Origin of the sequence: Gramella sp. Hel_I_59 (assembly GCF_006714895.1) — a bacterium.
GTDB lineage: Bacteria > Bacteroidota > Bacteroidia > Flavobacteriales > Flavobacteriaceae > Christiangramia.
Genome location: NZ_VFME01000001.1, coordinates 1390127 through 1414680, shown reverse-complemented (window position 1 = coordinate 1414680; position 24554 = coordinate 1390127). Strand labels below are relative to the sequence as shown.

Annotated in this window: 17 protein-coding genes; 7 read left to right on the top strand and 10 right to left on the bottom strand. The window is 38.0% G+C overall.

All coding sequences use genetic code 11. The features are described 5' to 3' along the window. Positions 1–2: 2 nt before the first annotated feature. The gene (locus tag JM79_RS06460) at positions 3–656 is read right to left on the bottom strand and encodes a rhomboid family intramembrane serine protease (RefSeq protein ID WP_141877362.1); all 654 of its coding nucleotides are present in this window, start codon (positions 654–656) and stop codon (positions 3–5) included. Positions 657–708: 52 nt separating this feature from the next. Here JM79_RS06460 and JM79_RS06455 point away from each other — a divergent pair, with 52 nt between their 5' ends. Beyond that, a complete protein-coding gene (locus tag JM79_RS06455) occupies positions 709–1614 on the top strand; it encodes a lysophospholipid acyltransferase family protein (protein WP_141877361.1) in 906 nt (301 codons plus the stop codon). Here JM79_RS06455 and glmM read toward each other — a convergent pair. Next, positions 1611–2996, bottom strand: a complete 1386-nt coding sequence (gene glmM / locus JM79_RS06450) for a phosphoglucosamine mutase (RefSeq protein WP_141877360.1) — start codon at positions 2994–2996, stop codon at positions 1611–1613. The genes JM79_RS06455 and glmM overlap by 4 nt on opposite strands. Before the next feature lie 188 nt (positions 2997–3184). Here glmM and JM79_RS06445 point away from each other — a divergent pair, with 188 nt between their 5' ends. Next, a complete protein-coding gene (locus JM79_RS06445) occupies positions 3185–3718 on the top strand; it encodes an acyl carrier protein phosphodiesterase (RefSeq protein ID WP_347707203.1) in 534 nt (177 codons plus the stop codon). 47 nt (positions 3719–3765) lie between these two features. Here the strand turns inward: JM79_RS06445 and JM79_RS06440 are convergent, their stop codons facing one another. From JM79_RS06440 to JM79_RS06415, 6 genes are all read right to left on the bottom strand, one after another. Beyond that, a complete protein-coding gene (locus JM79_RS06440; RefSeq protein WP_141877358.1) occupies positions 3766–4848 on the bottom strand; it encodes a M12 family metallopeptidase in 1083 nt (360 codons plus the stop codon). Positions 4849–4992: 144 nt separating this feature from the next. Continuing rightward, complete coding sequence (locus JM79_RS06435) at positions 4993–6048, bottom strand: M12 family metallopeptidase (RefSeq protein WP_141877357.1); 1056 nt, start codon at positions 6046–6048, stop codon at positions 4993–4995. 413 nt (positions 6049–6461) lie between these two features. Continuing rightward, positions 6462–8084: a hypothetical protein gene (locus tag JM79_RS06430; protein WP_141877356.1), complete on the bottom strand. Its 1623-nt coding sequence runs from the start codon at positions 8082–8084 to the stop codon at positions 6462–6464. A gap of 82 nt (positions 8085–8166) precedes the next feature. Continuing rightward, positions 8167–9894: a hypothetical protein gene (locus tag JM79_RS06425; RefSeq protein WP_141877355.1), complete on the bottom strand. Its 1728-nt coding sequence runs from the start codon at positions 9892–9894 to the stop codon at positions 8167–8169. Between the two features lie 61 nt (positions 9895–9955). After that, a complete protein-coding gene (locus JM79_RS06420) occupies positions 9956–11425 on the bottom strand; it encodes a hypothetical protein (protein ID WP_141877354.1) in 1470 nt (489 codons plus the stop codon). Positions 11426–11816: 391 nt separating this feature from the next. Then, entirely contained in the window at positions 11817–12821 is a 1005-nt protein-coding gene (locus JM79_RS06415) for a LuxR C-terminal-related transcriptional regulator (RefSeq protein ID WP_141877353.1), read from the bottom strand. Between the two features lie 385 nt (positions 12822–13206). Between JM79_RS06415 and uvrA the strand changes: the two genes are divergently transcribed. The 5 genes from uvrA (at position 13207) to JM79_RS06390 (ending at position 23227) form a co-directional block, all read left to right on the top strand. Continuing rightward, positions 13207–16038 (top strand): excinuclease ABC subunit UvrA, encoded by a 2832-nt coding sequence (uvrA, locus tag JM79_RS06410; RefSeq protein WP_141877352.1) that lies wholly within the window; start codon positions 13207–13209, stop codon positions 16036–16038. A 9-nt stretch (positions 16039–16047) separates the two neighbouring features. After that, on the top strand, positions 16048–16737 hold the full coding sequence (locus JM79_RS06405; RefSeq protein ID WP_026915679.1) for a TIGR00730 family Rossman fold protein: 690 nt from the start codon (positions 16048–16050) through the stop codon (positions 16735–16737). Positions 16738–16813: 76 nt separating this feature from the next. Then, entirely contained in the window at positions 16814–19627 is a 2814-nt protein-coding gene (locus JM79_RS06400) for a metalloprotease (RefSeq protein WP_260443390.1), read from the top strand. Between the two features lie 189 nt (positions 19628–19816). Continuing rightward, the gene (locus JM79_RS06395; RefSeq protein ID WP_141877350.1) at positions 19817–22216 is read left to right on the top strand and encodes an alpha-ketoacid dehydrogenase subunit alpha/beta; all 2400 of its coding nucleotides are present in this window, start codon (positions 19817–19819) and stop codon (positions 22214–22216) included. A 135-nt stretch (positions 22217–22351) separates the two neighbouring features. After that, complete coding sequence (locus JM79_RS06390; RefSeq protein WP_141877349.1) at positions 22352–23227, top strand: alpha/beta hydrolase; 876 nt, start codon at positions 22352–22354, stop codon at positions 23225–23227. Positions 23228–23304: 77 nt separating this feature from the next. Here the strand turns inward: JM79_RS06390 and JM79_RS06385 are convergent, their stop codons facing one another. Next, complete coding sequence (locus JM79_RS06385) at positions 23305–23871, bottom strand: hypothetical protein (RefSeq protein ID WP_141877348.1); 567 nt, start codon at positions 23869–23871, stop codon at positions 23305–23307. Between the two features lie 82 nt (positions 23872–23953). Beyond that, positions 23954–24514, bottom strand: coding sequence for a hypothetical protein (locus JM79_RS06380; protein WP_141877347.1), 561 nt, complete (start codon positions 24512–24514; stop codon positions 23954–23956). Positions 24515–24554 lie beyond the last annotated feature (40 nt).

Genomic DNA, 24554 nt, shown 5'->3' with positions numbered 1-24554 from the left:
ACTTACTTAGATAGATACCCGGTTCTTTGAAGAAAGAACAATATTACGATAGGCACAGCTAGTAAAATAACCATTAGCAAGTGACTTTCCAACACCCAGGGTGCCAGAATCATCGTTAGAATATATCCACCGGTAGCACCGCCAAAGTGCGCATCATGACCAATATTATCTGTTCTGCGCTTCATTCCATAAATAGTATAAAGTAAATAACCTATTCCGAAGATGTAAGCGGGAACAGGTATGATAAAGAACAAACCAAGCGTCATATCTGGTTGTAATAGTATGGCAGAATATAAAATTCCCATGACCGCACCACTGGCACCTACGGCCGTATAATACGGATCATTTTTATGGAAATAGTAAGACAATAAATTCCCCAGTAACAGACTCCCAAGATAGATAATAAGAAAAGCTACAGAGCCTAACTGCCAGATAACCACATTTGCAAAGAAATAGAGCGTTAGCATATTTACAAAAAGGTGGCTTGTATCTACATGGAGGAATCCCGATGTGAATATTTGAAATTTAGAACCTCTTTGAATATCTGAAGTACTGAACTTGTACTTGTTGAAGAAGGTCTCATCGCTAAAACCTTTAAAAGAAATTAATGCATTTGCCGCTATGATCACCAGCGTGACCAGGCTCAATTCTCCCATTTTTACTAAAGTTTAATTTCAAATATACCATATATTTGCGGAAAGTTTTTTTATGCAAGGATTAGTTTTCTGGCTTGTTTACCCCCTACTCTGGCTTATATCCATTCTTCCGTTTCGTATTTTCTACATATTCTCAGACTTTATATATTTCCTGGTTTTTAGAGTCATTGGCTATCGCCGAAGTACTGTTCAAAAGAATCTAAGAATGGTGTTTCCTGATAAGCCTTCCGAAGAATTGATACGTATAGAAAAAGTTTTCTACAAGCATATGTGTGACATGTTTCTGGAAATGATCAAAAGCATCTCTATTAGTAACGAGGAAATTCAAAAGCGCTTCAAATTCACTAATCTTGAAGTTTTAAGAGATATTGAAAGCAGAAACAAGAGTATCGTCCTGATGTGCGCACATTATGCTAGTTATGAATGGATTATCGCGCTACAACTCTACGGACTCAAATATAAATCCTTCGGAATCTACAAGAAGATAAGGAACAGGTATTTTGATGATATGGTTCGCAAGATACGTAGTAAGCTTGGTGGAGAGCTTGTAAACACTCACAAAGCGACCAAGAGAATTATTCAAAATGAGCGGGAAGGATTACGGGGTAATTACGCTATGATCGCCGACCAATCGCCAAGACTTCAGCGTTCCAATCTATGGATGAAATTTATGGGTATTTCTGTTCCTGTTTTTGAAGGTTCTGAAAAACTGGCTCGTGGTCTGGATCTTAATGTAATCTACCTACATGTGGAAAAAACCGGCAGAGGATTTTATGAAGCTACGCTGGTTCCTATAACTGAAAATGCCCCGGAAGAACCGGAGCATTTTATTACTCAAAAGTTTTTTGAACTTCTCGAAAAGCAAATTCGTGAGAAACCGGAGTACTATCTCTGGACGCATAAACGCTGGAAACATAGAAATGAACCTGTTCCAGAAGGAGCTACCAGAGTAAGTTAGGCTATGATCTGCTCAATTTCAGATATCATTTTCTGTGCCAGCTCATCTGCTTCCTGTTGAGATTTTGCTTCAGTATAGATCCTGATGATTGGCTCTGTATTGGATTTTCTTAAGTGAACCCAATTTTCTGGAAAATCGATCTTTACTCCGTCTACTGTAGAAATTTCTTCTGAAGCGTGTCTTTTTTCAACCGCCTTCAAAACACCATCAACATCCAGATCTGGAGTCAGCTGAATTTTATTCTTACTCATATAATAAGAAGGATAACTTGCTCTTATTGAAGAAACCGACTCTTTCTTTTCTGCCAGATATGTAAGAAACAAGGCCGTACCCACGAGGCTATCTCTACCATAATGTGCTTCCGGATAAATGATACCACCATTACCTTCACCACCAATGATCGCATTTGAATCCTTCATAAGCTGAACCACGTTGACTTCACCTACGGCACTAGCATTATACTCTCCATTATGTTTTTCTGTAATATCTCTTAATGCTCTGGACGAGCTAAGGTTACTAACAGTGTTCCCGGGAGTTTTAGATAATACATAATCTGCACAAGCGACCAATGTATATTCCTCACCAAACATTTCACCGTTTTCGTCTATAAAAGCAAGACGATCTACATCTGGATCTACTACGATCCCAAGATCTGCCTTCTCCTTTTTCATTAAGTCACAGATATCGGTTAAATGCTCTTTTAAAGGTTCTGGATTATGAGGGAAATGTCCGTTTGGTTCACAGTATAATTCAATCACCTCTACACCCATTCTCTTCAGCAGTGCTGGAATAGCAATTCCTCCAGTGGAATTTACTGCATCCACAGCTACTTTAAATTTCGCGGAAGAAACTTTATCAGCATCAACAAGTTTAAGCTTCAGGACCTCTTCAATATGTCTGTCGATATAATCATCGATCACGGTGATTTTCCCCAGATCATCCACTTCAGCAAAATCAAAATTTTCACTTTCTGCTATTTCAAGAATCAGGGCTCCGGCTTCTCCGTCAAGAAATTCTCCTTTACTATTCAATAGTTTTAAAGCGTTCCATTGTTTAGGATTATGGCTGGCAGTAAGTATGATTCCACCATCAGCATTTTCCAAGGGAACCGCGACCTCTACCGTTGGAGTCGTAGACAAGCCTAGATCGATCACATCGATTCCCAGACCAGTTAGGGTATTCATCGTTAGTTCCTGGATCATTTTTCCAGATATTCTGGCATCTCTTCCTACCGCAACCTTTAGATTCTTGTTAGTAGAGTTATTTTTTAACCACGTGCCATAAGCTGCGGCAAATTTCACTGTATCTAAGGGAGTTAAATTATTACCGGTTTTCCCGCCAATAGTTCCTCTTATCCCCGAAATTGATTTTATTAATGTCATTATTAGTTATTTATAGATCTTGATAAGACCTGTAAGAAATTTTAACAAATATAATTGTGTCACCCCGTACTTTCCAAAACTTAACAAATATTAACCCTGGCCCTGTTTAATTCATATATTCCCGCATGAACTTTCTGGCACATATTTATCTATCTGGTGATGAGGACCTCGTTAAAATCGGCAATTTTATGGCAGATTCCATCAAAGGGAAAAAATATCGCAAATATGGCTCTCAAATTCAGAAAGGTATAATTCTTCATCGTGCAATCGACTTTTATACCGATACTCATCCGGTTTTTAAAGAAAGTAGTCATCGTTTGTCTGAAAGATACCGGCATTATAGCGGTATCATAGTAGACATTTTTTATGATCATTTCCTGGCAGCTAACTGGAAAGACTATTGTGATATACCATTGGAGGAATATACCATACAGTTCTATGAGCTACTGAAGCTTAACTACGAGGTTCTACCTCCAAATGTCAAGAATTTTCTCCCATATATGATTGAACAAAACTGGCTTTTGAGTTATGCCTCTATAGATGGAATTCAAAGTGTTTTGAATGGTATGAATAAAAGAACGAAGCTAAAATCTGGTATGGATCAGGCTACAGATGAACTAAAATTACATTATGATGAATTTGAAAATGAGTTTAGGCAATTTTTCAAGGATGTACAGCGCTTTTCAGATCAAAAACTGGAAGAAATAAGTTCTGAAAAATAAATAGCCCGACATCATATCGGGCTTTTCTTTTAATAAGTATCGTCTGTTTATTTAACGAATCTCCATCTTCCGTTAATTAGCTCAACTTCCCTTAGGTTTTTACCTTTTTCAACATACCATGTATCATTGTTTCTTAAAACCATAACACCTTCAATAACGTACCATTCCCCATTAATATATTCTGGCTCTGGATTCGTTGGTTCAGGTTCGGTTGGTTCTGGCTCTGTAGGTGCCGGCTCCTCTTCTCCTGGATACATCACTTCAATACCTTCCTGATCACCACTGGAAAGTACAGAACGTTGAACAGAATATAGGGATCCATCTTTTCGTGTGATCGTAGGCTGTCCATTGGCAGAAAATGAATAAGGACTATACATCATAATTGATCCAAGATCCAGACCAGCAGTATAATCTGCGCCATCATAACCGGCCTCTACGTACGTATAAAAATTATGTTCTCTTCCTGAAAGGATATTATTAAAATTTACCGTAATGGTTTGATCCCTGTCAGCTCTACTCTGTTCATGCCATAATCCAACGGCATGACCAATCTCATGTATTGTGTTTCCAGTTGAACAACCATCTGCAAGAGTAATTGGTTGTCTACCTCCTACCATACCCACGTAAGAAGAACATCCTCCTCCGGGCGTGAAATAAACATAGTTAGCTTCTGAAGATCGTTGCACGAATTTTACAGCAGTATTGCTTTCCCAGTGCGCAATTGCGTCTGAAACTCTCTGTTGGTTAGGTAATGCAGGATCTATGTTATAATAGACTACATTCTCAGGCCAGAAGAATTTTGTACGTCCAACACTTTTATCAGTGACTAGTACATCTTCATCAGCATTTAAAACCAGATCTAATGGAGTTTTAGAAATATTATCTTCTGAAAGAAAAATATCTCCCTGGTATACATACTTGCCATTTAATTCTTCTACTGGAAGTTTTCTTCCCGCAAAATAAATATCAGAAACAGTTCCAGATTCGTTCGGAAATGCAATTTCTGTAAACTCATCGTTCTGGAAGGAACTGGTTTCGCTCATTCCAGTATTAGAATCATCATAATTCTCTTCGTTACAGGCGACAAATGCCAATAACGGAACAGCTAAAATAAATTTTAGGTTTTTCATAAGTAGGTTAATTAGTTAATGTATAAGTCTGAAAATGATTTGGATTTAATTCAGACAATTTCAAATTAATCAAGGGAAAATCATCGAAAATTCAAACTCTTGAACTTTCGATGAGTAAACTAAAATTATTGAAGTGGGTTTGTATTAAGCAAAATACCAGACACCTTCTATCAACTCAACACGTTTCCAACCGTACCAGCCCATATTATAGTACCATTGATCGTAATATCTTAAAACTGTAAGACCTTCGATAGTGTAGTATTCTCCGTTTATATAGTTCTGAGTTGGTTTCTCTTCCCCACCATTAGATGAAGGGTACATAGCATTAATCCCTGTAACATCACCGTTGGACAGCTGAGATCTCTGAACACTATAGGTGTTACCATCAGTCTTAGTGATCGTAGGTTGACCATTTTTAGAGAATGCGTATGGGCTATACATCATGATAGAACCAAAATCTAAATTGGTTGTAAACTCATCACCATCAAAGTTATTTTCCTGGTAAGTCTGGAAATTGTATTCTCTACCTGTTTGAATATTTTCAAAGTTGATAGTAATATGCTTATCTCTATCCACTCGGCTTTGTTCGTGCCAAAGGCCAATGGCATGTCCAATTTCATGAATGGTGTTACCAGTGGAACAAGCATCGGCTAGAGTAATATTCTGCTTCCCGCCAACTTTTCCAACATAAGAAGAACAACCTGATCCCGGAGTGAAATAAATATAGTCTGACTGACCAGATCTTTTCACGAATTCGAGATTAGTGTTTGCTTCCCAATGGCTAATAGCATCGAATACGCGATCCTGGTTGCCTAGCCTGGAATCAATTTCGTAGTACACTGTATTATCTTCCCAGTAAGCTGAAGTTCTACCAACACTTTTAGCTTGAGATACCTCATCTCCTTTTTCTAAAACTAAATTTACAGGGCTTTTAGAAGCTTTACCCTTGGGAATCATAATATCCCCTTCAAAAATATAATTACCGTTGACATTCTCTACAGCCATTTTAATACCTGTATAATAAACATCAGTAGCAGTTCCTTTAGAATCTGGAAATGCAATCTCGGTAATATCATCTTTTGATTCTGTTGAAGTGATCTGGGTTTCATTTTCAGCAGTTGCAAGTTCTGAAGTTGAATCCTCGCTACAGCTTATCATTGCAAAAGCTGATAGCAGGAGTAAACTCTTTAATTTTGTCATAAGTAGGTCTTTTTTTAAAATTTAATAGTTAATAATACACTCTGGGTTTAGCAATTCTCATTCCATAAAAATTAACTAATAATTTAGTTAATTTTTTAACAATCTAATTCTTACAAAATGCTTAGAATCAGTCATTTTCAATTTATTCTACAGTTCGCGTTTCAGCTTTATCAGGAAATCATTTAACTGATAAAACCCTTATTAATGCAACATATCCCAGTTACTATGTACGTGGATTCCTTCATACAGTTAACTGATTTAGAATCGTTAACATATATATTTTTTTAATACCTCCACAAAAAAAAACTGTCTGGATTTCTCCAGACAGCCTTACACACACTCCACAGGAGTGGGTAAAAAACCCGCAAATTAGTCACCCCCCGGTTAATTAATCATGCGGGTCTTTTTAAGAATTAATTCACAGAAACTTCACAGATATCGAATTCGATTTTCAAGTATAAATCATCGAATGATGGAATTGTAAGTGTCTCGTTCGCCGAACCGCCCGCCGCAATTGAAGAACCAGATTCAACTATCGGGTCACTACCATCTGCATTTAAGCTTGCACTAATTGTGTATCCCGTTACTTCATAGTCTCCGTCTTCTAAATTAATAGCTACTCCAATTCCTCCTTCAACTGTACTCAACTGAATTGAGCCAATTTCCAGGTTTTCATTTAAACCATCTAAAGTAGAGGCTTCAGCAAAAATCCTTACAGGAAAAGCAAAATCTGAAACGATTACAAGACCAAAACCTTCTACGAGATCATCACGTCCCCAGGTTGCAGTTCCACAATCAGTTCCTCCTACATCTACGGGACAACCGTCTTCATCTACTGTAGTACCAGTTGGAGTTTCTTCACATAGATCATCATTGTCATAAACTCCATCTCCGTCTGAATCTGGACATCCAACTGCATTTACAGTAGCCCCGGCTGGTGTATTAGGACATTGATCCACATCATTGTCAACACCATCGTTGTCAAGATCTGTGTCTCCTGTTCCACCACCATTTCCACCAGTACCATCTCCGGTCAAGGCACCTTCACATTCACCAATAAGCAGGTGATAATATTCATTTGTTGTTCCATCTCCATTGAGTAATGACTTAACCATGTTCCATGATAAAGTTATTCCCTGTATTGGTGAGTTATCAATGTCACCAGTACCATCCCAATCTTGCGGGTACAGCACCATAAATAAGTAAGGTTCGTTGTCACCAAGATTAGCAGGTGGACCTGGAACTACAAGACAAAGTGGATCTGCGTAATACTGACCATCTCCGTAATCTCCAGTTGAAGCCATAGCTGAACTTTCGGTATGATCATAAAGTTGAATACCAGACGCATCCTCTCCAAAGTACAGATCAATACTATAATCAGCTACATAATGTCTGCCATCTTCGTCACAGTAGTTTACAAATAGACATAATGGATATATAACTTCTGGAAGAATATCAAAAAATACGTATCCATATTCGTTTACCATACGGCGATCAAAACAGAGAACTTCTACATCAATGTATGGTTTAGTACCATCTTCAACAGTAAAATCGAAAGGCAGTGCCTGGTCTACATAACCATCGAAATCACCATCAGACTCTTTTGGAGCTACCCAGATCAAGTTTCCGGTAGTATCCGGATCACCATCATAGACCATAAAACCGTCCAGGCTAATTGTCACCTGTCCATTGTTAGGAACTAATATTTTAAGATCTTCGGAATAGTCGGTAAAATATCCATTTGCATCCTTTAGAATTGATACATCTGTCTGGTAACTGTTTCCACCGTAGCTAAAATCTATTCTTGCTACAGCTGGTTCAGCATCAGAACAATCAGGAATTGTATTGAAATGATCCTTGCTTATGCTTTGAGCCGCTCGATCTACCAGATCATTAAGCGAAGCTCCAAACGTAATTTCCACTGCCTGAAGTTCTGCGTCATCTAGTCCCTCAGAACTTTCATCCTTACTACAGGATGTAAACATCATAGCGAACACGGCTACCAATGCTATATATTTATTAATAAATTTCATCATTTATATATTTGGTTAATATTTTATTCAAAATATTCCATCCTGGAGTTAATTAAAGTTTCTCCAAGATGGAACAATTTTTTATCTAATAACAAGCTACTCCGTGAACGATTATCCAAAAACTGGAATCGTCACTGGTACGGTCTAGAGTGAAATCTAAATTACCTGTACTTACCTCATCATTTCTGTTATACTGACCTGGACTTTTTGCTGTATTTCCAGGGTTATCTTCGCTTAAGTAAACGTGAAGATCATCCAAACTAACTCCTGACTCAAGATCGATATCAAAATTCACCTCGTCTCCATCGACAGTAATTGTGACAGTACCTACAAGTTCTCCTTTGCTAGTATCATTTTGACCAGCTCCAGCCCAGAAATTGAAAGTTTTACTGTTGCCATCGATAGTGGTATCGAAATTTTCGGCCCATCCCCAACGATTACCATTTGAAATGTCATTGATCTGTGTATCACCAAACATAAATGCTGTTTCACAAGTATCACCTCCATTATCTTCTGGACAACCATCATTATCTGCTGGACCCTGAGTATCTGGACATTCATCTTCACAATCTACTACACCATCATTATCAGTATCAGTGGTACAATCATCTACTGGGCAACCAAAATTATCAGCTGTTCCAGCATCGTTAGGACACTGATCACAGTCTCCGAACAATCCATCACCATCTAAATCCTCTCCAGGACATTCATCATCTGGACAACCAAAATTTTCAGCAGTACCTGGAACTTCTGGACATTCGTCATCAACATCTGGCACGCAATCTCCATCCATATCTCCTTCTGTTGGTACACCAGGACAATCTCCTATTGGTGGCTCGCAACCTATAAATAGGTGTATATAGTCTACAGATTCGCCATCGGCGCTTAATAATTCGTCAACATCATTCCAGTTTAGACCAACTTCTGCTAGTGGTGTATTGTCTATATCACCATAAGAATCTGCCCAGTCTAAAGGAGTAACTGTATAGAAAAGATATTCAGTAGTAGGATCTTCAAAAGGAGATTCTGGTACTACTAAACAAAGAGGATCTGCAAAGTATTCTCCATTAGTTTCACCAGTTGTTGGCGTTTGTGCTGTAGAATAAAGTTTAATACGCTCTTCACCATTATCATAATAAAGATCTACGCTATAGTTACCTACATAATGTCTACCATTTACGCTAGGGCAATAGTTTGCAAAAAAGCACAGAGGATACAGTTTTCCAGGTACCAGATCAAAGAAAGGATAACCATATTCGTTGACCATTCTGCGATCGAAACATAAAACTTCAATGTCGATATAAGGTTTCGTACCGTCACGAACTTCAAAAGTGAAAGGCAAAGGGTTATCTACATATCCATCAAACTGTCCGGGTGTAGCTTCAATTGGAGCTACCCAAATTAGCTCACCATCATCATCTGGATCACCGTCATAAACACGAAAACCATTTAAGGTCACGGTTACAGAGCTATTATTAGCTACTGGTATTTTTAGATCTTCTGAATATGCTGTATAAAAATCTGATCCGTCATTCAGAATGTCCACATCTACATCATAGTCATTTCCGCCATAGCTAAAAGCTATACTAGCTACCGCTGGAAGTGCATCTGAACAATCAGGAATTTGGTTAAAATGATCCTTATTTACGCTCATGGCCCGGTTTGCCAGGTCATTTAATAATGCTCCAAATTGTAAGTCTACAGACTGAACATCTGTGCCCGTTTCAGAGGAAGATTGATCTTCCTGGCTACATGACATTACCAGCAACGCTAACATTGCTAATAATCCCAAGCAAATTTTAAAATGTTTCATTTATGTTGTGTTTTAAGTTGATTTAAAAAAAGGGACACTTTGAATAAGTGTCCCTTTGATACTATTGAACTAAAGTAAGTTCTCCACATGCTACTGGTAAAGTAGCATTGCCATCAAGACCATGAATTACAATCACATTCTTATCAAGAGATGTAAGATTTTCCATTTCTTCCGCTGAAAGTGTGAAAACTCTTTCGTAGATATAATTTCCATTTGCATCGGCAACCGGGAATTCATCTCCAGAAACAGACAGACCTAGTTGGACAGGTCCATAGAAAGGAACGCCTTCTGCTAGGGTTAGAATTCCGTCAGCACCAGCAGCGTCCATAGTTGGACAGGTTGCATCCTGTTGAACTCCCTGTACAGGAGCAAATCCATGAATATGCTGTAGATGACTCATTCCTGCAGTAGTATTAGTAGCAAGTACGGTTACATCAAATTTATTTCCTGTTTTTGCAACAGAAGCCAAGGCTATAACACCAGAATCATTTAATTCTTTAGCACAAGTCTTATAAACCATGGTATCGTCACGAGGATCATCAAAGATTTGTGGATCATCAGACTCTCCACAACCTTCAAAGAAGTGGTAGTATTCCAGGTTATCATCGCCATCAAAAAATGTTCTAATCTCTAGATCTGTAAGAATTGCAGTTCTAATTAATTCACCTTCATTAGCGTCATAATCAGGACCATCTTGAATTCTAATTTCAATACGATATCTATCGGTCTCGTCTAATCTATCTGGTAATACGATACATAATGGGTCTGCAGAATACTGTCCGTCTTCTTCAACGATCATATTTTCTATTCCACCATCATAAAGATCTACAAGATTATTACCGTTTTCATCTACTGTCCATACATTTACGCTATAAGAAGCAAGGTAGTGTCTACCAGATGGTGGACAGAAGTTTCCAAAAATACAGAAGTTGATTAGTTCAGTATTTTCAAGTTCAAAGAATACATATCCATATTCATTTACCATACGTCTATCATAACACAAAACTTCAATATCAATGTATGGTTTTGTACCATCTCTAACATCAAAATCAAATGGTAGAGGATTATCTACATACCCATCAAACTGACCTTCTTCAGAAGATTTAGGTGCGATCCAGATAATATCACCATCTGTAGTAGGATCTCCATCATACACCATAAAACCAGTTAAAGTAACGGTAGTCGTACCATTATTTGCTACTGGGATCTTTAGTGCTTCAGAGTAATCTGTAAAGTATGCAGTTCCATCAAACAAAATATCTACATCTGTCGAATAATTCTGCCCTCCATAGGAAAATTCGATTCTTGCTACAGTAGGTGTAGCATCTGAACAGGTTGGAACTTGGTTAAAATGATCCTTATTAACCTGTACGGCCCGGTTTACGAGTTCGTCAAGTGATGCTCCAAAAGTGATCTCAACAAATGCTGAATCTTCGCCTGGATTTATTTTTTCGTTTTCATCTTTGCTACACCCGGTGAGCACCAAAGCACACATCGAGAAAATAGCGAGGTATAAATTAAATTTTTTCATGATTAAAAAGTTTTGGTTAAAATTTTTAGAATGGTTAATAAATGTCTGGTCCAGGGAACGATATATGTTCGTGGATAAAGGTTCTTAAGATCTAATCTTACGAGTTTTCCGGTTCAGATGGAACCAGGTGGGAGTGACTATCTACTTCATAATTACAGAGTTTTGGTTAATAAATTTTCGAATGGTTAATAAATAATATTTGTTATCTCAAATGAGATGATTCTTTTCAATTTATTAAGTAAGGATCGGGGGCGATCTTAGTGTAGGAAAGATTTTGTGAAGATGGGGGCAACCTCTTTTAGAAATCTAGGTAAATATATGTCATTGTATCTCTCAATTTTATAGGGGAAATCCCCTATTATAGATCTTAAAATACCTGTTTAACAATGCTTTAAGATTTAGGCATTTCAACCAGGTTGTGATTGATAGCGTAAATAATGCTTTCAAGGATCGTATCTGAATTTGTTCTTTTTATAATACTCGATCTGTGCTTCTCTATTGTTTTCGGACTTATAAATAGTGCTTCTGAAATCTCCTTAGTCTTATAGCCCTTACATAAAAGTGTAATGATCTCTTTTTCTCTTCTCGTGAAATTCTCCTCTTCCATACATTTTGCCATCGACAGAGAATTTTCAACTTCCGTAGCCGTAGAACCCACGTTCCCACGAAGGCTATATTCATCACCCATAAAATCGATTAGCATTATATAGGTATCCTGAATTTTCGGAGTCAGTTTTGAAAGCGTAATGCGTGCATTTCTAAGCTTCTGACTGGTGATCCTGAGAGTAGTTTCAGTTGTAGCATGCATATGCTTACCTTTTGCAAATTTGCGTAAGCATTCCCGTATGGTATTTTTAGTATCCGGTCTCACTATATCTGTAATATCCAGCATTTCCTCACTGGTCCTGAATGTATTTCTTGCGACATCGTTCATATTAACTATCTGGTCTTTCTCTAGAAGCAGCACGGGTTGATTCATTAAGTGAAAAAGTCCCATAAAGCATTCATGCCAGTAATTAAGTTTGTGTTGCTCTGCAGTGCGAGCGATTCTAGAAACCAATTGCTCTAAACCTGTGGCAGTAGAATGATACTCATCTACAAGATCTTTGTATCGTTTTGCCATCATCTTAATTTCCAACGGACTTCCATAGATTGCAAGATGTGCTCTTTTTAGAAAGTGGGTTGCTTTAAAGTTTTTCAGATTCTTAAAATCTGAAGGTTTACGATAGGAAGTTTTGTCAAAAACGATCGTATCTGGTAATAAGTTAAGAACCCTGTGATAAGCTACATGGATGGATCCTTCTATGGAAACATCAAACATAGTGCTCAAACCCTGAACAAGTTCCTGGATAAGCAATTCATTCTTACTTACAATAAGTAATTGTTTCTTCTGCATTTTCTCTCAAACATTAAATAAATATAAACAAGCTCCAATTGCAACTGAGTAGGGTTACAGTTACACTTCTAAATGATCATGAACAGATCGGGAACATTTTTAGGGATACTCAAATATAGTAGCTGTAAATCCAGAGATAAAATTTTTATAGTAATATTACTCTGACAATCAATAATTTAGATTGTAGGCAATTAAGATTTTATTAACGACATTAACTCCGTTAAACGAATGGAAAGTCAAAATCAGTCTTAATTTATGATTCGCTTAACAAGTTTAGCTCTGATTCCTTCTTACAAATAAATTACAGGTATCTTAACAACAGTACTTTGACTTCGGCTTTCTTAATAGCGCTACAATAAGTAACTTTGCCATCTTGAAAAAATGTATGGCGAAATTTGAAGACAGTATCGAAGTATTAGGAGCTAGAGTTCACAATCTTAAGAATATAGATGTTTCCATACCCAGGGAACAGCTGGTTGTGATTACCGGTCTCTCGGGATCTGGTAAATCTTCACTCGCATTTGATACTATCTATGCTGAAGGACAGCGTAGATATATTGAAACTTTTTCTGCATATGCCCGCCAGTTCTTAGGAAGCCTGGAACGTCCAGATGTGGATAAAATTGAAGGTCTCTCTCCAGTGATCGCCATAGAACAGAAAACAACCAGTAAAAACCCTAGAAGTACTGTAGGAACGATCACAGAGATCTATGATTTTTTGAGATTATTGTTTGCCAGAGCCGGAGAAGCCTACAGTTACAAGACTGGTGAGAAAATGGTGAGCTATACAGACTCCCAGATCAAAGAACTCATCTTGCAGGATTTTAAGGGTAAAAAGGTAAATATTCTTGCACCAGTAATAAGAAGTAGAAAAGGTCACTACCGCGAATTGTTCGAATCCATTGCCAAGCAGGGATTTATAAAAGTTCGGGCAGATGAGAAAGTGGTGGATATTGAAAAAGGCATGAAGCTGGATCGATACAAGACTCATGATATTGAGATCGTTGTAGACCGCCTGAAAATTGAAAAAAAGCCTGAAGCAGATAAAAGACTTGATGAAAGTATCAAAACTGCTATGTATCATGGTGAGGATACTCTTATGATCCTCGATCAGGATAGTGGTGAAGTTCGATACTTTAGCAGGAATCTTATGTGTCCTACTACTGGAATAAGTTACCCTAATCCAGAGCCTAATAGTTTTTCTTTCAATTCGCCTAAAGGAGCCTGTCCTAATTGTAATGGGATAGGTACTTTGTATCAGGTGAATATTGACAAGATTATTCCGGAGCCTAAGAAATCCATTAAAAACGGAGGTCTGGAACCTCACGGGCCTCAAAAAAAGAACTGGGTATTTTCTCAACTTGAACTTATAGCTGAACGCTTTGATTTCAGTCTGAATGATCCTATCAATAAGATTCCGAAGGAAGCATTGGATATGATTCTATATGGAGGAAAAGAAAAATTCTCCAAGGAATCCAAGGCTTTAGGAATCACCCGGGATTTTAAGATCGATTTTGAAGGTGTCGCAAGCTTTATTGAAACAACCTTTAAGAACAACGATTCTACTTCTTTACGCAGATGGGCAAAAGAATACATGGACAAGGTAGATTGCCCCGAATGTGAAGGTACCAGATTAAAAAAGGAAGCATTATACTTCAGAATAAATGATAAAAATATTGCAGAACTTGCTAATCTTGATATTTCAGACCTTGCTGACTGGTTCGAAAATATCGAAGCGAAGCTTTCAGCAAAACAATTACAGATTGGTGAAGAAGTCGTAAAAGAAATACGCGCCCGTATCGCCTTTCTGGTAGATGTAGGTCTTACGTACCTTAATCTAAATCGTGGTTCCAAATCACTTTCAGGTGGGGAAGCACAACGTATAAGACTTGCTACACAGATTGGATCTCAACTGGTAGGTGTTTTGTACATTCTTGATGAACCAAGTATTGGACTGCATCAACGCGATAACGAAAAGCTGATCAATTCTCTGGAATCTTTGAGAGATATCGGGAATACTGTGATCGTTGTGGAGCATGACAAGGATATGATCGAAAGGGCAGATCACGTGATCGATATTGGACCACGTGCCGGGAAATTCGGTGGTGAGATCATTAGCGAAGGTCCTCCTTCAGAACTGCTGAATCATTCTACGTTAACCGCAGATTATTTGAGTGGTAAAAAGGCCATCGCCATTCCGCAGAAAAGACGAAAAGGTAACGGGAAGTCGATCGAATTAAAAGGTGCGACAGGAAATAACCTGAAGAATGTGAGTATCAAGATTCCGTTAGGAAAGATGATCGCGGTAACTGGTGTTTCGGGAAGTGGTAAATCCACTTTGATCAATGAGACCCTCTACCCTATTATGAATGCTCATTATTTTAATGGAGTTAAGGTTCCTAAACCTTACAAAACTATTAAAGGACTGGATCATATAGATAAGGTAATTGATATTAACCAAAGTCCTATTGGACGAACCCCGCGTTCTAATCCCGCTACATATACCGGCGTATTTTCTGAAGTGCGAAATCTTTTTGCCAAAACACCCGAATCACTAATTCGTGGTTATAAACCAGGAAGATTCAGTTTCAATGTAAAAGGCGGAAGATGTGAAACTTGTAAAGGTGGCGGACTTCGTGTGATCGAAATGAATTTCCTGCCAGATGTTTACGTAGAATGCGAAACATGCCAGGGGAAACGATTTAATCGTGAGACTCTGGAGATTCGATATAAGGGAAAATCTATCGCAGATGTGCTGGAAATGACCATCAATGAGGCTACTCCTTTCTTTGAGAACATTCCGAAAATCTACAGAAAACTAAAGACGATTCAAGATGTTGGACTGGGATATATTAGTCTAGGACAACAATCCACAACACTTTCTGGAGGGGAAGCCCAGAGAATTAAACTGGCGACTGAACTTTCCAAAAGAGATACCGGGAATACTTTTTATATCTTGGACGAGCCAACTACCGGTTTACATTTCGAAGATATCAGGGTTCTAATGGATGTCTTAAATTCGCTAACCGATAAAGGAAATACTGTCCTTATTATAGAACACAATATGGATGTGATTAAAATGGCAGATCATATCATCGATATAGGATACGAAGGCGGTAAAGGTGGCGGTGAAGTTGTCGCAATCGGCACCCCTGAACAAATAATTAAAAACACTAAAAGTTACACTGCTCGCTTCCTGAAGAAGGAAATGAGTTAAACCAACCATATGAAAGCAGCAAATAGCAATAAAGCCTGGAACGAGATAAGAACGAATGATTCCTGGGCGATTTTTAAGATAATGGGTGAATTCGTGAATGGATACGAGAAACTAAGCCAGATTGGACCTTGTGTTTCTATTTTTGGATCTGCACGAACTAAACCCGATATGAAATATTACGGACTGGCCGAAAAAGTGGCGAAAAAGATTGTTGACCATGGTTATGGCGTGATCACTGGTGGTGGTCCCGGGATTATGGAGGCTGGTAACAAAGGAGCTCACCTTGCCGGCGGTACATCTGTTGGACTTAATATCGATCTTCCTTTTGAGCAGCATGATAATCCATACATAGACAACGATAAAAGTCTTGATTTTGATTATTTCTTCGTTAGAAAGGTAATGTTCGTAAAATATTCCCAGGGTTTTGTTGTGATGCCTGGTGGTTTTGGTACGCTTGACGAATTGTTCGAGGCGATTACTCTAATTCAAACACATAAGATCGATAAGTTTCCGATTATTCTTGTAGGAACAGAATTCTGGGGAGGCCTTGTTGAATGGATTAAAACTACCCTTCTTGATAGTTTTCAAAATATTAGTCCTGCAGATATTGATCTGGTGCAGGTTGTAGATACTGAAGACGAAGTAATAGACATTCTGGATAAATTCTATGATGAATATAACTTAAGCCCGAATTTCTAATATTTTCAACTGCTGAAGGTATCAAACTTTGTTTATATTTAGATCTGATTTTTATCAGCACTAAACTTAAATTTCGTTGAAATACCTTCAGTGTTTCTTTCTAGTCTTACTATTCCCGTTATGGCTTTCTGCACAAAATGCCATAAAGGTGAATGCCCGCCTGGTTGACAGTCTTCATACTATTAAAGTCGACCAGCAAATTACCTTTATTAATACTGAAGAGAGGGAACTGGTAAGTATTTACCTGAATGACTGGAACAATGCATTTAGTTCCAAGACTTCTCCGCTGGCGAAGAGGTTTGCTGAAGATTTTGCACGCCGATTTCATTTTGCCAGGCAGGAAGAACGTGGTCATACCACCATTGATTCTATTAATTCTGCTGAAGGATCCTCCCTGGAATGGGATCGTCCCGGCAATATTGAAGACCTCGTACGAGTATTTCTCCCAGAACCATTGGCCTCCGGAGATTCTATCACCTTAAATCTACAATACGACTTAAAAATCCCTGATGACAAATTCACCCGATTTGGTCGGGATGGTAATGGGAATTACAAATTGCGTTACTGGTACATGACTCCTGCTCCACTGGATAATGGGTGGAAACTCTATAGCCACAAGGATCTAGGTACCCAATATGTAAGTCCGTACAATATTGAGATCGCTATCGATATTCCTACTGAATATTATGCGGCTTCAGCATTAGACCTTACCCGCACCCAAACTAGAAAAGGTTTTAAGACCATTCATTTTAGCGGAGACCAACGCGTGGACAGCAAAATGTACCTGACCAATACTTATATTTTTGAATCTCTACCTGCAAACTCTAATAAAGTAATAACCAATATCCGTGATGAAGATATTGAGCTGGAAAACAAAACAAAGCTGCTCTCCCGAACTTTTAGTTTTCTTGATGATCGGCTGGGAAGCTATCCCAATGAAAATATCTTTATTACCCAGGAAGATTATCTGAACAGTCCTATTTATGGCCTGAACCAATTACCAGGTTTTATACGGCCATTTCCCGACGGATTTCAATATGATCTAAAACTATTCAAAACTGTAACTAATTACTATCTCCAGAACTCAGTTTTCATCAATCCAAGAACCGAAAAATGGGTGACCGATGCTATTCTGGTTTCATTAATGATCGATTACGTGGACACTTACTATCCCAAAATGAAACTTATTGGGAACTTAAGTGACATTATTGGAATTCGCTGGTTTCATGCTGCAGATCTTGAATTTAACGATCAATACCAGTTCCTGTACATGAACGTGGCCAGGATGAATATTGATCAGCCACTAAATACCAGCCAGGATTCGCTGGTCAAATTCAATAAGAATATCGCAAACGCCTATAAAGCTGGTGTTGGGATCAAATATCTTGAAGAGTTTCTAGGCGACTCGACGGTGTCGAAATCAATTGGTGAATTTTATAAGAATTATAAACTGAAATCTACTAGCGATGATCAGTTTGCAGAGATCCTTCAGAAAAATGCAGGGAAAGATATTTCATGGTTTTTTGAAGATTACGTAGGTAGCAATACTAAAATTGATTTTAAGATTCAGAAGGTAACAAAAAGAGAGGATGACTCTCTGGATGTTCAAATTCAGAATTTAAGGCAGAACGAAATGCCTATTAGTCTCTACGGACTTAAGGACGGAAAATCGATCTATAAGACCTGGGTCGAAAAGGTTCGGGATACCAAAACCGTTACTATACCCCGAATGGATATCGAAAGACTTGCTTTAAATTATGAAGCAGAGATCCCGGAGTTTAATCAAAGAAACAATTACAAGAGAGTAACCACGCTCCTCAATAAGCCTATACAATTCAGATTACTTCAGGATATTGAAGATCCAAGGTACAACCAGATCTTTTTTATGCCAGAATTTGATTTTAACCTGTATGATGGTATTTCCATTGGACCCAAACTTTATAACAAAACAGTCCTGAGCAAAACTTTCAACTTTTCCCTTTCTCCAAAATATGGTTTTGGCAGTGAAACTGTTGTTGGGTCGGCATCATTCTATAATGCCCATCAGTTCGATAATAATGACCTGTACCTTATCTATTATGGGATTGGTGGTTCACGGTATTCTTATGGATATGATCTATTCTACCAGAAGTACAGTCCCTTCCTGGTTTTCGCTTTCAGAAACTCATATTTAAGGAGTAATGAAAGTCAGCGTTTATTGATTAGAAACATTAATGTTCATCGGGATCAAAATCCTGAGGATCCACTCCTTCAGCCAGATTATAATGTCCTGAATGTAAAATACAGCTATAGCAATCCTAACTTTCTAAAGCATCTAACTGCATCTTTCGATTACCAGCTATCAGATAAGTTCAGTAAAATAGCGGTCACAGCAGAGTATAGAAAATTGTTCACCAATAACAGGCAAATCAATTTAAGATTCTTTGGAGGAACATTCTTATACAATGATGCCCGTAATAATGATTACTTCAGTTTTGCGCTGGATCGTCCTACAGATTATCTTTTTGACTATAATTACTACGGAAGAAGTCAGGGAAGCGGGTTGTTCAGCCAACAGATCATTGTTGCGGAAGGTGGCTTCAAATCTCAACTCCAACCGGAATATGCTAATGAATGGATTACCACTATGAACGCAAGTACCAATATCTGGAAATGGATCTACGCTTATGGTGATGTGGGCATTGTAAAGAATAGGCATGAGAATGGGAAATTACTTTACGATTCCGGTATACGTATGAGTCTGGTTCAGGATTATTTTGAACTGTTTCTTCCCGTTTACTCGAATCTTGGCTGGGAAGTAGCTCAGGAAAATTACGATGAAAAGATCAGGTTCATCGTCTCCCTTGATATTGGCACAATTATAAAGCTATTTACAAGACGCTGGTATTAAATATATTCCCTTACGTTATACTCAGAACAATTTCGTATTTAACAACGAATTCTAGATCTCACGCCTATTATTTCTGAAATAAATAATAAATAAAGGTTAAAATTGAATTATTATCAGTTTTGTGGTCAAAATTTGAATTGTGTATAATTTTGATTTTCGCTACATTTGCTACTATTCAAAATAATGTTCATGCAAAGCGAAACACAAACTGAAAATTCTATTTCTTTTGATGAATTCAAGTCTCAGGTAATTGAAGATTACAAAATTGCTGTCACCAGCAGAGAGTGTAGTCTTTTAGGTAGACGGGAAGTACTTACCGGTAAGGCGAAGTTCGGAATATTTGGAGATGGAAAGGAAGTACCTCAACTGGCGATGGCCAAAGCTTTCAAGAATGGTGATTTTAGATCGGGTTACTACCGCGATCAAACTTTTATGATGGCTATAGGCGCTCTTACTCCGGAGCAGTTGTTTGCCGGTTTATATGCTGATACGAATCTGGAAAATGAACCAATGTCTGCCGGAAGACAGATGGGTGGTCATTTTATGACGCATAGCCTCGATGCGAATGGAGAATGGAAAAACTTGATGGAACAAAAGAATTCCAGTTCAGATATTTCTCCTACTGCCGGGCAAATGCCGAGACTACTTGGTCTTGCTCAAGCATCCAAGATCTATAGAAATGTTGATGGAATTTCTGCTGAGAAATTTACAGATAATGGAAACGAAGTAGCATGGGGAACCATTGGGAATGCCAGTACAAGTGAAGGTCATTTCTGGGAAACCATTAATGCTGCCGGTGTTTTGCAGGTACCAATGGTGATGAGTGTCTGGGATGACGAGTATGGAATTTCTGTACACGCCAGGCATCAAACTACAAAAGAAAATATATCTGAAATCCTTAAAGGCTTTCAGCGTGATGAGGAACATGATGGTTATGAGATCATTGTGGTAGAAGGCTGGAATTATCCAGCTTTGGTAGATGCCTATGAAAAAGCATCGTCTATTGCACGTGCAGAGCATTGCCCGGTTCTCATCCATGTTCAGCAATTGACACAGCCCCAGGGTCACTCGACTTCTGGATCTCACGAGAGATATAAATCTGAAGACCGATTGAACTGGGAGAAGGAACATGATTGTAATGTGAAGTTCCGTGAGTGGATTATAGAAAATAATTTCTCCAATGCTGAAGATCTTGAGGTCATGGAGAAAGAGATCAAAAAACAGGTAAGAACAGCTAAAAGCAATGCCTGGAACAATTACTTAAAACCAACTCTGGCGAGAAAGAAGCAAGTTGTAGAACTTCTTGGTAAGGTAGCTGGCAATAGTTCTAACGGGAACTTTATCAATTCTCTCAAAGAGAATATTGCGAATGACAGAGAACCTTTGAAGAAAGATCTTATTTCTGCTGCAAGACAAACCTTGAGATATACAATCGGTGAATCTTCTGCTGAAAAAGATGAATTACTTAATTGGTTGAGTGAATTTGGAGAAGAAAATAAAGGTGAATATAGCTCACATTTATATATCGAAGAAAATACGTTAACAGAAGTATTGCCTGAATATAATGAGGAAGCAGATGAAGTGGATGCTCGGATTATCCTGAGAGACAATTTCGATCAGATCTTTGAAAATCATGCAAATGCTTTGATATTTGGTGAAGATGCAGGTGAAATTGGTGACGTAAACCAGGGTCTTGAAGGACTTCAGAATAAATATGGGAAATTCAGAGTTTCTGATGCCGGGATTAGAGAAGCAACTATTCTTGGACAGGGAATTGGAATGGCAATGAGAGGACTCCGTCCAATTGCAGAGATCCAGTATCTTGACTATGTAATGTATTGTCTTCAGGGAATGAGTGATGATCTTGCAACTTTACACTACAGAACTAAAGGAATGCAAAAGGCACCACTAATAGTTAGGACTAGGGGACATCGCCTGGAAGGTATTTGGCATAGTGGTTCGCAAATGGCCGGTATTCTTAATCTTGTAAGAGGAATGTACGTTCTTGTTCCTAGAAACATGACGAAAGCTGCTGGTTTCTACAATCACTTGCTTGCATTAGATACTCCAGCATTAGTTATTGAATGCCTAAACGGATATAGACTTAAAGAAAAGCTACCTACGAACCTAAAGGATATTAAAACGCCTATTGGAGTTACTGAAACTTTGAAGGAAGGTACAGATATTACTCTTGTTTCTTACGGTTCTACATTACGAATCGTTGAAGAAGTAGCAAAGGAATTGGCTCAGGTTGATATTGATGCCGAGGTGATAGATGTTCAGTCTTTATTACCTTTTGATATTAACCATGACATTGTAAAAAGTGTTCAGAAAACAAACCGACTACTGGTAATCGATGAAGATGTTCCTGGAGGAGCTTCAGCCTATATCCTGCAGAAAGTTCTTGATGAACAGAATGCATACAGATACCTGGACAGTAAACCGCAAACATTAAGCGCTAAAGAACATAGGCCAGCTTATGGTACAGACGGTGATTATTTCTCTAAACCATCTGCGGAAGATATTTTCGAAAAAGTGTATGCGATCATGCACGAAACGAATCCGAATAAATATCCGAAACTACGATAGTGAGATCTATCTATTATTATATAAGCCGCGATTCATTCGCGGCTTTTTTGTTTTCTTTAAGCACACTTTAAGATGTGCTTTCGATAGACTTATTTCTAAGATCGTAGCTTTATAATTATTCAAATAATAAAGATTATGGGTAAGGAAATTGAAGACGTGATCAAAAATCACGAACGAGAAGGGAAATATTTTGACATTAACGGTATCAACACATTCGCTCTGGACAGAGGAAGTGGTGAAGTGGTTTTTTGTGTTCACGGAGTGCCTACTTCCTCCTTTCTATATAGAAAAGTTATAGATTCACTAGCTGAAAAAGGTCGTCGTGGTGTCTCTGTGGATCTTCCCGGGCTTGGCTTAACCGACAGGCCAGAAGATTTTGATTATGAATTCAATAATTTTGCCGACTTCCTTACAGACTGTTTAAAAGAATTAAAAATTGAAAAGTTTCATTTAGTAGTTCATGACATTGGTGGTCCAGTTGGGTTTGCGCTAGCTGCTAAAAATCTTGAAAAGGTACAATCGATTACAATACTGAATACGATGATAGATATTCAGAATTTCAAGAAGCCACTGGTGATGCGACCATTCGAGAAAAAAGTCCTGGGTGAGGCTGAGTTAATTTCGATTACTCACGCTACCTGGCCAATTATGTTTTCTCAAATGGGAGTAAACGATTCTTCCTGCTCGACTTCTGCGGAAATTAAAGCCTACGTTGATCTACTAAAGAGAGAAGATGATGGTAAAGCTTTTCTGAAGCTCATGAGAAATTTCAACCAAACTGAAGAATTTCAGAATTTAGTACAGACTGCTTTAAAAAATGTAGACTATCCAATTCAGGCAGTATGGGGTGAGGATGATCCGGCACTAACCTACGAACATTTCAGCAAAGAACTGGAGGAATTAACCGATACTCAGGAAACTCATTTGCTTTCATCAAGACATTTTCTCCAGGAGGAGGTTCATGAAGAAATTGCAGCAAAAATTGATGACTTGATTAAAAGAACGTATTAAATTCCAGATATATCGGGACTAAAAAAAGCCGTGTATTTCTACACGGCTTTTTTATTTATTGTCGTAGTTCATTGATTTTATTGATCTTCCCTGCTATAGAACATCCTAGGTCCACCACAATCATCCACAGTATTTATCAGGATATTTTCGTCATCCTGAATCATATAAAGATATTCTTTTCTACTCATACAAGTTGAATAGATCTCAATATCATCCATAGTTGGTTCTCCATCATATTGCAGTGTATAAGCTGGGGTATCATAATACGATTTAGTTACTTTAAAAGTTCCTTCTACCTTTATCGTATCATTCTGCCTGATCCTGATCTTTTCAACCGTTTTATCTTCCCTGAAGGTATAAGTATCCTGGAAATCCATTTCATCTCCTTCTTTTGTACACTCCTCGGTATTACTACAGCTCATTTTAAATAATTTCCAAACTTGAGGAAGTTCTACTTCAATTTCGGTATCTGAGTCTTCTTCCTTATCGTCGCTTTCGGCTTCGGCTTCAGTTTCTTCCTCAGTAGCTTCTTCAACCACTTCAGGTTTCTCCTTTAGAACTTCCTGATCAAGAATTCTAGGATCTGAATCTTCAGAACAAGCGACAATCAGGAATACTGACATCAGAATAAGTAGTTTTTTCATATTGAAGTCTTAAGTCTGTTTAGAAGTATAGTTTTTACCCAAGACCGTGAAATTATACTTAAACATCTCGTTTTAAATAATCCTATAACCAGGTAAAGTCAGTCAGTTTAAAACCAACAAAACAATCATCTGCACAATCCTTATTTACATAACCACAGGTATTGATAACTCCTTCAGAAGTAGTATCAAAATATATAAGGTTGGAATCAGTATCTACAGTTAGATATTCTGCAAAACAAAGGCTATATAGTTCATCTATGGTCAGAATATCTGCTCCACTCTCATGAGTTCCAAGATCAGATTCTGTTTCTATATATTCTTGGACAATTTCAGTTTCGGCTGGATTCTCTTCCTGGGGCTGGGTAGAGGTAAATTCTCTACTTGCTACTTCCCCATTTTCAACCTTGATTGTAGTTGAAGTAGCGAAGCCTGTCCAGGATACTGTTTCTATGGTATACTCATAGCTATCCTTATTAGTACTTTTCAAGGATAGCCATAAATCTTTGCTTTCTGAAGAATTGATACCACTTTCACCAACAAATTCGTTTTCATTTTCAGTTTTATCATCGCTACTACATGAGCTAAAGCTTACAACTGTTAGAAACAGGACAAAGAATTTGTATACTATTTTTGGGAATCCCATAATCATCTAAAATTTAGTTCTACTACAAAGACGTTCTTTT